The following is a 10,184-nucleotide window of genomic DNA, read 5'->3' on the forward strand; positions in this document are numbered from 1 at the left end:
GCCGTCATGTATCTTTTTTTAAATTTGGAAACGTGACTTCCGAAAAAATTCGTTGCTTTTTTTCGTCCGCCGCTGCCAAGGTATAGGTTGGCTTGGTATAGCTTAGCCCTTGACGATGCATCATTTTAGAGATACCCCGAAGCGAATACGTCTGACCAAACTCCCTTTTGATGAAGGCTGCAATGATCTCCAGTGTCCAATTGTGACGCGCGGTAAAGCCTACATCATGTGGAACGGAGTCCACGATCGTTTGTTTCAACTTTTCCAGTTGTTCTTTCGTTAATCGGACAGGTGCTCCTGGCGAATGATTCATTTGCAGTCCGGAAAGCCCGCGTGTGTCATATGCTTGAATGTACCCTTTTACGGTTTTGGGGCTTCGGTTAATGATATGAGCAATTTGCTCGACTTCTGTTCCTTGTAGATACAAATACAGCGTCTGATAGCGTTCAAACATCCGACGATCTTTTGCTTGCTTCATCGCGGTGTGGATCTCTTGAAATGAGGCTGAATGTTTCATGCGATTCCCCTGCCTGTCTAAAGTTGTTACTTTATTACTTCGACATGCAGAAGCGAATTCCTTACCATAGTTTTCTAATCTTTAGTTCAACTTATATAGAATATCTAAGTAATTTCACAGAGAAGCTTTACCCTAGACGAGGAAATCATAAAAAGAATGTTACTCATTTTATTATGAATTATTCAAATTTTGAAAAAGAATTAAAATGCTTGCAAATTCACCGCTTCCTTAATGATTTCTATAAAGATCCAACTATCAGAACTCAATATAAGCAGTATTTCGAAAAAATAGAAGAAAAGCTTGAATTGGTAAGAGATGGAGAAGAGATTCCATTAGATTCATTCTTCACATTAGACGATGTAGACCAGAAAGATAAGGAATATTTTTCACACTACACTATCGCCAACGGTATTTACGACTATCGTAATAATGCTATTCATGAATTTCGAAATTTAATTGATTATGGAGGATTTATTAAAGTGCCTTTCCTATCTTATACAAGCAATTTGTACGAGGATCAGGAAGGGTGGTTCACAACTGATATTCCATTTTCATTTTTACGTGCATTATTATTAAACTGTTATAACAAGGTTAGAATCGAATATGAAGAATTTATTAAAGGAAGATTTCCTGAGGGTTTATCCTGAGGGCATAGTTCATCACATAGCAACAGATTAAAGCTGCGTTTCCTTAGGTAGCCTAGGTTTAAGGGAAGGATTTCGGAGCAGCATTATCGCTTCTATTCAATAACAATATGATCCCTGCATTAATTGAAGGTGGTGATGATAGAAGAGTTTATAAAATTTCTACTAATATTTATATGAAATATAGATCGAAAAGAACTACTGGAAATGAAGAATATTCGAGTTGGCAGTTCATTTTTTCAGAAGATGATATTAATGTAATAAAGACGTGCTTACTTGAAGCCGATAAAAAGAGTTTTACAATTTCGAGGAGAAAAAATGAGAAATATTATAGGATTTCTATGGGTGGAGGAAGAGAGAACAGTCTTCAAATTAAAGCAAATTTGTTAAGTCAAATAGCAATCTAAATTACATAAGTGCCCTATATTAAAAACATAAATTGGCTTCGTCGCTGCAAGTCTAAATCATAGAAATATGCAGAGTGGGAGAATCGGCATATTCTAAGCAAGGGGATACAGAATGAGAGGTTATACTTACAAGGATTACAGGATGGCATTCAGCTCACGGTTTCCTTGCTGTGTCAGTCTATGGGGGCAGAAGGCGAAAGCGAAAGGCCGAATGCCCATAAAGCGTAGCGATCTTAAACTGAACCAAAGCAAGCCGAAGCGACAGAAATACACGCTTCGGCTTGTTTTAATTTGTTTCTTATTTTTATCCCTTACTTCCCAGACACCGACTTGAACCAACCATTCACTTCTTGGGTGATTTGGTCACCGCCATTGGATTTCCAATTGGCTACAAATTGGTCAAAGGCATCGATCGGCAGCTTGCCGTAGATGATTTTGTTGAAGGTTTCCATTTCGGACTGGCGAAGCAGGTTCCATTTGGATACCATCGTTGGTGTCGCAGCACCCGTGAAGTAGTTTTGCTTGCGAATGTCTAATTGCGACATGACTACCTTGGCTGCGGCCCAGTTTTCGGGTTTGCGGAACTCGGCCATTTGTTTCTCATAAGGGGTTTCTGGCGTCTTCCCATCAGCCAGTTTAACGAGTGTCTTCATGTACAGATCCGGGATACGTGCCGGGCCCGTCAGGAAAGGGAATTCGTTGGAGAAGTCTTTAATCCTCTCTTTATCACTGGTCGGTTGTCCGTCCACGATGTCCCAATCGTAGCCTTTGGCGAAGCCGTATTCATATTCACTGCCAGCGGCCGGGTTAGCCAGGTTATCGAGCAGATAGTTATAGTACAGGAAAATGGCTTCAGGATGCTTCGCGTCCTTGTTAATCATAATACTGGCGTTGACGCCGGAGTTCTGCCATTTCGTACCGATGAGTCCATCTGGACCTGCTGGAATCGGATAAGCTTTAATTTTCGCTCCAGGTACATTCTTCAACAGATCGGGGGCTGGCCAGTCTGGAATCCAGTTGGCTCCAGGCAGAATGCCTGCGGCGCCTTTCGTCCAGCTCTCCGCAGATTTACCTTCATCCCACAGGGCGGAGTCGGAATGAATATAGCCTTTTTCCATCCATTCACTAAGCTTCGCGAGTGCCTGCTTTGCACCTGGATTAATGGAGCCGTACTCCAGATTGCCATCGGCGTCTTTGTTCCACTGCTCCTGGATCGTGCCGTATGCTCCGAATAACCAATCGAGTGAGCCCATCCAGGTGTTAGTATTATTTTTCAAGGAAATTGCGAGTGGAAAAACTTCATTAGGTGCTAAGCCATCCGGGTTCTCGTTCTTGAATTTATCCATGATATTTTCAAGATCCGCGATGGTTTTGGGAGCTTCCAGATTCAGCTTTTCCATCCAATCTTCCCTGAGCCACAGCAGTGCGTCGTCATTATCTGTGTATTCCAGGATCGGCATATTGTATTTCTTGCCGTCCTTGGTGAAAGGGTACCATAGCTCCGGATGCGCTGCCGCGTGGTCTTTCAGAATTTTATTTGCATACTTGTCGAACAACTCATCGATGGCAATGAATTGACCGGAATCAATAAGTTGATTGGTCAATACCGCATTGGTGGGTACCGAAACGAAATCAGGCAGCTTCTCGCCAGAGGCAATGGCCAACTGAAGCTTTTGTTTGTATTGATCATCATTGGCCGGATACCAGGTATCTTTATGCTTCATGCCCAGCGTTTCCAGCATCCACCGATCGTGAACGTTATTTTCTTTGGTGTCCCCTTGAACGTATTTCTTCGGCATCAACACCGAACTGAACTCAATGGGTGGATCGTATTTCCCTTTTGCAAAAGCAGCTTCTGCTTCGGGTGAACCGACCGCCGCCGGCGTATTATCGTTCGTGGCATTCTCATTGGATGTTTCGCCACTGCCACAGGCTGTAATTGTGATAAGTGCGATGACCATGAGCAGCGACCACCATGCTTTGAATTTGATCATTCCTCAATCCCCCTACGGTGTATGATCTTTACAAGTGTAACTGTACCAAGTCGGCGGGGATGGCATCTATATGAGTTTTTTAGTTTCGATAGGACTCTATCATGCTATTTATGATGGTCTCTGTACTCCTGCGGCGTGACCCCAAACTGGCGTTTGAACACCTTGATAAAATAAGCAGGGTCCATATATCCAATCTCCATGCTGATTTCATATACTTTTTTGGTGGTCATTTTCAGCTTGTGACAGGCACGATCCATGCGCAGGCGCGAGATATAATCACTTATGCCTTCACCAGTTTCAATCTTATAAATCTTGGACAAATGGGTCGGATGCAGATTGACATGGTCGGCCAGTACACGGAGGGAAACATCCAGATGTAGGTTTTTATCCGTAAAATCCTGAATCTTCTTCACATACTCGGAACGTATGTCTTTGATTTCGTTGGACGTGCCTTCCTTGAGTTTGCCGAGCACACTAAGCGACCATTTTCGCAGTTTACTGATGGTGGAGAAAGCTTTCCCGCTCTGCAGCCACTCAATATCGCTACCCATTAAGGTAGCCAGAGTAAGCCTATTTCGGTGTGCGAGATTGGTGAAAGAAGCCGTAATTAAAAAACCTGCCTCCATACAATGCTCCCACGATTCCGACCATTTCTCATCCAGCTCCTCACAGACGGCTACTATTTTTTCTTCTGCGGCATCCCATTGCCCGCTTTCCAACAGATGAATGAAAGAGGGCGGAGTATACAGGACATCCAGGGGGCCTTGCGCTGCGGGCGTTTCCACGTCACTGACCCGCATCACGAATTCGCGCTCATCTCCGACAATTTGCCGGAAATAAGCCGAGGCCTGCCGAAAGCGGTCATATAGCTGTTCTGGAAACGGGAACCACTCGGTGATGACGATGGAGAGGGAACCCTTCAGGAACTGCTTGACCTTAGACTGAAGCTGCACAGAAAGCTTCTCCAGTATAGTTTCTTTTCCAATGTCGGTATCGTTCTCTTTAAGTTGAAGCAGAAACACCAGATATCCATGTTCCTCCTTCACGCCCCAGACTTCCATAAACTCACCCATAATCTCTTCAGCCATATTGCTGACTGCATATTCGATCAAGGTTTGATCGTTGTTGTCATAGTGCCTGAATTCTTCTTCCATACGTACAAGCATTAACGCGTAATCTCCGTCGTGGAAGGGCAGATCGTAATTCGCAAGTTTCCGTTCCCATTCGCCGGCTGCGAATCGATGTCCCTGTAAGGCCTCAAGGAGCAGTCGACCACGTAAATGGGGCAGATTCTCCCGAAGGGTAAACTGGGTTCGTTTAAGTGAGCTTATGAGCTCCCATTCTGTGTTTAATTGATCAATGGCCTTTTGAACGGCGCCCATCAATTCATCGTCAGTCGGTGGTTTCAGCAAGTAATCAACGGCCTCGTACTGGATGGCTTTTTTGGCGTAATCGAATTCGGAATATCCGGATAAAAGAATACACTTTATTTTTTTGTCACGGACTCTGATCCGTTCGATCAGTTCAATACCTGTCATTTCGGGCATCTGAATATCCGAGATCACAATATCAATGGGGTGCGTATCGATAATTTGTAGTGCTTCATGTGCTGAGTAAGCTTTATGCACATGTTCAATCCCCAGCGTGTGCCAGGGTTTGGTCATGGAAAGGTTATCTACCCAGTGTGCTTCATCGTCTACGATGATCATCTGCATGTTATTTGTCTCCTTGATGGTTTGTATATATAAGTTGAACGAATGATTTTACACGGGACCACTGCGCGGTCAGAACCACCTTCCGATCGCTGTTATCCCCAGACTTTTTGAATCCCTTACAAAAGGGGAAATCCGGGGATAAGTCTATGCTTCCGATGTAGCTTTCTTTCAGAAAGCTTTTAGGCGAACGCTTCGCTTCTCCAGATTTGTTCTGCCCTCTCCGTTATCGTGTAAATGTTTAGTTCAACTTATATCGTTATGATTTTCTTCCTCTGTTGGAATCTCCCAGATGATCTCTGTTCGGAATCCGCCGAGCGGGGACGGCTTGAAAATAAGGCATGACTGATTGCCGAATAGGTGCATGATCCGCTGGTTCGTATTCCAGAGACCACAGCCCATCTCCTCCTGCAGCGGCTGCTGCATTTTACGATTCAGAGCTTCCAACTGATCCGGGCTCAGGCCGGGTCCGTCGTCATCAATGTAAATTTTGCAGAAACCGTCCGATCTTTCCCCGCTAATTCGGATTTCACCAGATGAATACGACTTCGCTACGCCGTGAATGACCGAATTTTCCACAATCGGTTGAAGCATTAAACGTGGAACAGACTGGCTAAGCATATGCTCAGGGATATCGATATGATATTCAATTCTCCCATTGCGCAGCTTTTGGATATCCAAATAGTTGACGAGCAGCTTGATTTCTTCCTTCAAAGAAGACGTTTCTCGTTCCACTCGGGTGGTATAGCGATAGTACGCACTTAAGTTATAAGCCATAGAGATGACCGCTTCTTCATCCTTCATCTGGGCCATATTGATGATATAGCCAAGGCAGTTATACAGAAAATGGGGATTGATCTGCGCCTGCAGCTGCTTCAGCGTGGCTTCCCGGGCTCTGATCTTTTCATGAAATACATTCTCGATCAGATCTTGAATTTGATGAGACATATCATTAAATCGATGAAACAGAAATGAGAACTCATTCTGATCCTTGCTATGCAGACGTACGGAATAGTCTCCCCGCTGCACACGCTGTAAGCCCTGGATCAGCTTTTTGATCGGATATTGAACGTTTCTGTACAGTAGTATTGAAGCGGAAATGCCCACAACAAATAGCAGAATCATAAAGAGATAGAACAGGTTCCGACTGAGTGAAATGGGTTGCAGGATCTGATAGAGTGGGACCACATCTACTAAATGCCAATCCAAATATGAAGACTTTACAGAACTGACCAGATAGTTCTTCCCATTCAGCTTCACGACATCCGGTGTAGTGTCCTCCGGGGAGTGAGTATCCAGATAACGAATGAGTTCTTCGGATAGCTGCTTGTCTGCACTGCGGTTCAGAATGGGCGAATTCCCTTTGTGATAAAAGAAGGGATCGCCTTGTCCACCTTTCTTGTACGTGTCCAGCATGTTCTGAATGTTCTCATAACTGAAGCTGGCTTCAATCACCAGGTTGCTTCCCGTCAACATCCCCGGCTGGGCCAAGGAATCGGTAAAGAACCAGTAAAAGGATTGAAGCTCCTCTTGAGATTCCGCACCATGATCACCATATGTCCATTGGCCACTCATATTTCTTTTTAGGTAATTCTCATCATACCCTGATGATCTGTTGTAGTTGGCGATGACATCTTGGTTCTGCTGTGAATACACAGCATATCGGGTGGGCCATATATCTGTGACCCCGGATTGAAGCATCATCTTTTCCTGAATGACATATCGGGTCTGCATCTGGTCATAAAGATCATCCCACATGTTCAAACCATTGAATGCTCTGACATTGGGATCTCTAGAGAGAATAAGACTGAAATCCATCATCTGATTAATGCGGGAATCGATCTGACTGGATAAAAACGTGAGCTGTTTGGTGTTGGATATTTGCAGCTCTTTGCTTACGACATCGTAGGTGACATTGTTCGAGTAGGTATACATGATAATAATGGGGATGAACAAAACCACGATTAAGCAGTTTATTTTGGCAAACAGACTAAACCGGGATCGAGCCGTTCCTTGGAATAATATAAAGCGCTTCCATATATTCATAAAAGTCTCCTTCAATCGATATTCCTAACAAAACCATATCCATCCTAACAATGTTATATAGTCAGACCTGAGAATTGCCTGATACTATTTATAGCAGAGATCCTCATTACACACAAAAACTTTTTTTGGGAACAGGAGAGCGCTATGGAGGCTAATATGGAGGCTAACCGGGTGCCGCAGGCGAACATTGGAAGCAAGCCGAATAGAAGAAAAAAGAAAGTCTATAAACAACCATGGATTCTCCACTTGATGGTGTTTCCGGCGGCCATTATGGTTTTTATTTTTTCGTATATTCCGATGTCCGGGATTCTTATGGCATTTCAAGACTATAAACCTGCACTGGGTTTTTTCAATTCTGAATGGGTCGGACTGAAGCATTTCAGGTACATGTGGGAGAATGATTATTTCCTGCAAATTACGTGGAATACGCTGTTTTTTGCCTGCTCCAAAATTGTAATGAACCTGATTATTCCGTTTATCTTCGCCTTATTGTTGAATGAGGTCAGGAAGATGGCGCTCAAAAGAACCATTCAAACACTCGTGTATCTTCCGCACTTTTTGTCTTGGGTTACGCTATCAGGCATTCTGATCGATATTCTGGCCCAGACAGGGATCATCAATCAATTCCTTTCCTCTGTATTCGGCATCAAGCCGATTTTCTTCCTGGGGGATGGCAACTGGTTCCGCTTTACGATCATTGCAAGTGATGTCTGGAAGGAGTTTGGCTTCAACACGATCATTTTCCTGGCGGCACTGTCCGGTATTAATCCGTCACTCTATGAAGCGGCTGAAGTGGATGGGGCGGGGCGCTGGAAGCAGACGATGTATATTACCATCCCGGCGCTTATTCCGATTGGGATCGTGATCGCAACCCTGGCACTAGGCAATGTGCTCAATGCAAACTTCGATCAGATCTTTAACTTATATAGTCCATTAATCTATCAGCAAGCGGATATCATCGATACCTTTGTGTACAGGGAAGGTCTGCTTAGTGGGCAGTTCAGCTTCGCTACCGCTGTGAATTTATTTAAATCGGTTATTAGCTTAATCCTGATCGTGATCTCATACCGACTGGCCTATCGATTCGCGGGGTACAGAATTTTCTAGAAAGGATGACGAGCCGATGTACCATAAAACGATTCCATATCGAGTATTCAGCATATTCAATAATGTGTTCCTGACCATCCTTTCGCTGCTCTGCTTGCTGCCTTTATATCACTTGCTCATGGTATCTCTTAGCGCATCCGCACCTGCCAATGCCGGACTGGTTACGTTCTGGCCGATTGGCTTTACGCTTGAAGCCTATTCCAAGACGTTTGATAATGCCAATTTCCTCTCCTCCTTGTGGGTGTCTGTGGAGCGGACGGTACTTGGAACGGGACTTGCGTTAGTGGTAAATACGATTGCAGCGTATGCGCTCTCCAAGGAGACGCGAGTCTTCCGTGCACGCAATATCTACCTTTGGTATTTTGTCATCACCATGTTATTCAGCGGTGGTCTCATTCCGGGCTACATTCTGATTCTGAAGCTTGGACTGATGAATACATTGCTGGCATTGATTCTGCCTGGATTGGTTGCGGTATTTAACATTATTCTGCTGCTTAATTTCTTCCGTACCGTACCCAAGGATCTGGAGGAAGCCGCTTTTATTGATGGGGCAGGGCATTTGCAGACTTTTATCAAAATATATTTGCCCGTCTCCATACCCGTCATTGCCACGGTTTCCCTATTCATGATGGTCGGACATTGGAACTCTTATTTTGACGGGATCATCTATATTCGAGATTCAGAAAAGCTTCCACTGGCGACATTTATGCAGACGATTATCGTTCAGGCCGACATGTCCAAGCTCGACCCGGAAGTCGTCGCCAATCTGTCCCAGCGAACCATTCGGGCCTCGCAAATCTTTATCAGTGCACTGCCGATCCTGCTCGTGTATCCGTTTCTGCAACGTTATTTTGTGACCGGGATCGTGGTCGGGGCGGTAAAAGAATAATAAATCTACCTATTGAAATAGGGTTTGAAAAGGGAGTTACTGAACTAGTCCGAGACTAGGCCAGGGGCAAATATGAAAACATATATTTACTTTGTTAGACATAGTGAATCATCCAAATCGGAAGGAAATGAAAGAACTCGAGGATTAACTAAAAAAGGAAAGTTTGATTCCCATAGAATAACCGAACTGCTGAAGGATGAAGGAATTAGTGTATTTATTTCAAGTCCATATATTCGAGCAATCCTAACAATTGAAGAGTTGGCACAACAAAGTGATAAAGAGATTTTAGTGTTTGAAGATCTTAAAGAACTTGTATTTTCAAGAGAGGATACGATTATTCCAGACAAAGAAGTATACTCACTCGTAAGTAAGATGTTTAAAGACCCTTATTATAAGGAACCTTTTGGTGAGTCCATAAATGACTGTCAAAGACGATCTGTAACAAGATTAAAAGAAATAATAATGAACTATAAGGGGCAGAAGATAGCAATAGGAACACATGGGTTGGTCATGATATTAATGATGAGATACTTCGATGATCAATACGGGTATGAGTTCTTAATGAAAACCTCAAAACCAGATGTATATAGAATGGAGTTCAACGATGAAGAATTAATAGATACTCAAAGAATATATAAAGAAGTGAATTGTGGGTGAATTCGAGGAAGGCTGTGATATCATATAACATTGCATTCAACGCTGCGGGCCGAGACAAACTCGACCCTTGGTCCGGAAGAGGCATTTCAGGGAAGTGGATCCACCGGACACATTCAACCGGCTAAGTGGCAGAGCCACCCGGACCTGCGGTCCTTAAGCCGCTTGGACGTCGTGAATACGGAAACGTTAAGTGAAATTCTATTGAAAGCCA

At 43.9% G+C, this 10,184-nt stretch carries 8 protein-coding genes; 4 read left to right on the top strand and 4 right to left on the bottom strand.

The window, feature by feature from the left end:
• Positions 1-4: 4 nt before the first annotated feature.
• Positions 5-517 (bottom strand): helix-turn-helix domain-containing protein, encoded by a 513-nt coding sequence (locus QD47_RS28155; RefSeq protein ID WP_044649235.1) that lies wholly within the window; start codon positions 515-517, stop codon positions 5-7.
• A gap of 173 nt (positions 518-690) precedes the next feature.
• Between QD47_RS28155 and QD47_RS28160 the strand changes: the two genes are divergently transcribed.
• Entirely contained in the window at positions 691-1,164 is a 474-nt protein-coding gene (locus QD47_RS28160) for a hypothetical protein (protein ID WP_152643898.1), read from the top strand.
• A gap of 715 nt (positions 1,165-1,879) precedes the next feature.
• Here the strand turns inward: QD47_RS28160 and QD47_RS28170 are convergent.
• From QD47_RS28170 to QD47_RS28180, 3 genes are all read right to left on the bottom strand, one after another.
• Positions 1,880-3,562: a type 2 periplasmic-binding domain-containing protein gene (locus QD47_RS28170; protein ID WP_044649238.1), complete on the bottom strand. Its 1,683-nt coding sequence runs from the start codon at positions 3,560-3,562 to the stop codon at positions 1,880-1,882.
• Between the two features lie 104 nt (positions 3,563-3,666).
• Complete coding sequence (locus tag QD47_RS28175) at positions 3,667-5,277, bottom strand: response regulator transcription factor (protein ID WP_044649239.1); 1,611 nt, start codon at positions 5,275-5,277, stop codon at positions 3,667-3,669.
• Between the two features lie 243 nt (positions 5,278-5,520).
• Positions 5,521-7,320, bottom strand: coding sequence for a cache domain-containing sensor histidine kinase (locus QD47_RS28180; RefSeq protein WP_044649240.1), 1,800 nt, complete (start codon positions 7,318-7,320; stop codon positions 5,521-5,523).
• A gap of 156 nt (positions 7,321-7,476) precedes the next feature.
• Between QD47_RS28180 and QD47_RS28185 the strand changes: the two genes are divergently transcribed.
• From QD47_RS28185 to QD47_RS28195, 3 genes are all read left to right on the top strand, one after another.
• Complete coding sequence (locus QD47_RS28185; protein ID WP_044649243.1) at positions 7,477-8,427, top strand: ABC transporter permease; 951 nt, start codon at positions 7,477-7,479, stop codon at positions 8,425-8,427.
• A gap of 16 nt (positions 8,428-8,443) precedes the next feature.
• Positions 8,444-9,316: a carbohydrate ABC transporter permease gene (locus QD47_RS28190; protein ID WP_044649241.1), complete on the top strand. Its 873-nt coding sequence runs from the start codon at positions 8,444-8,446 to the stop codon at positions 9,314-9,316.
• Positions 9,317-9,388: 72 nt separating this feature from the next.
• Positions 9,389-9,973, top strand: coding sequence for a histidine phosphatase family protein (locus QD47_RS28195; RefSeq protein WP_044649242.1), 585 nt, complete (start codon positions 9,389-9,391; stop codon positions 9,971-9,973).
• Positions 9,974-10,184 lie beyond the last annotated feature (211 nt).

This window comes from Paenibacillus terrae, from assembly GCF_000943545.1.
GTDB lineage: Bacteria > Bacillota > Bacilli > Paenibacillales > Paenibacillaceae > Paenibacillus > Paenibacillus terrae_A.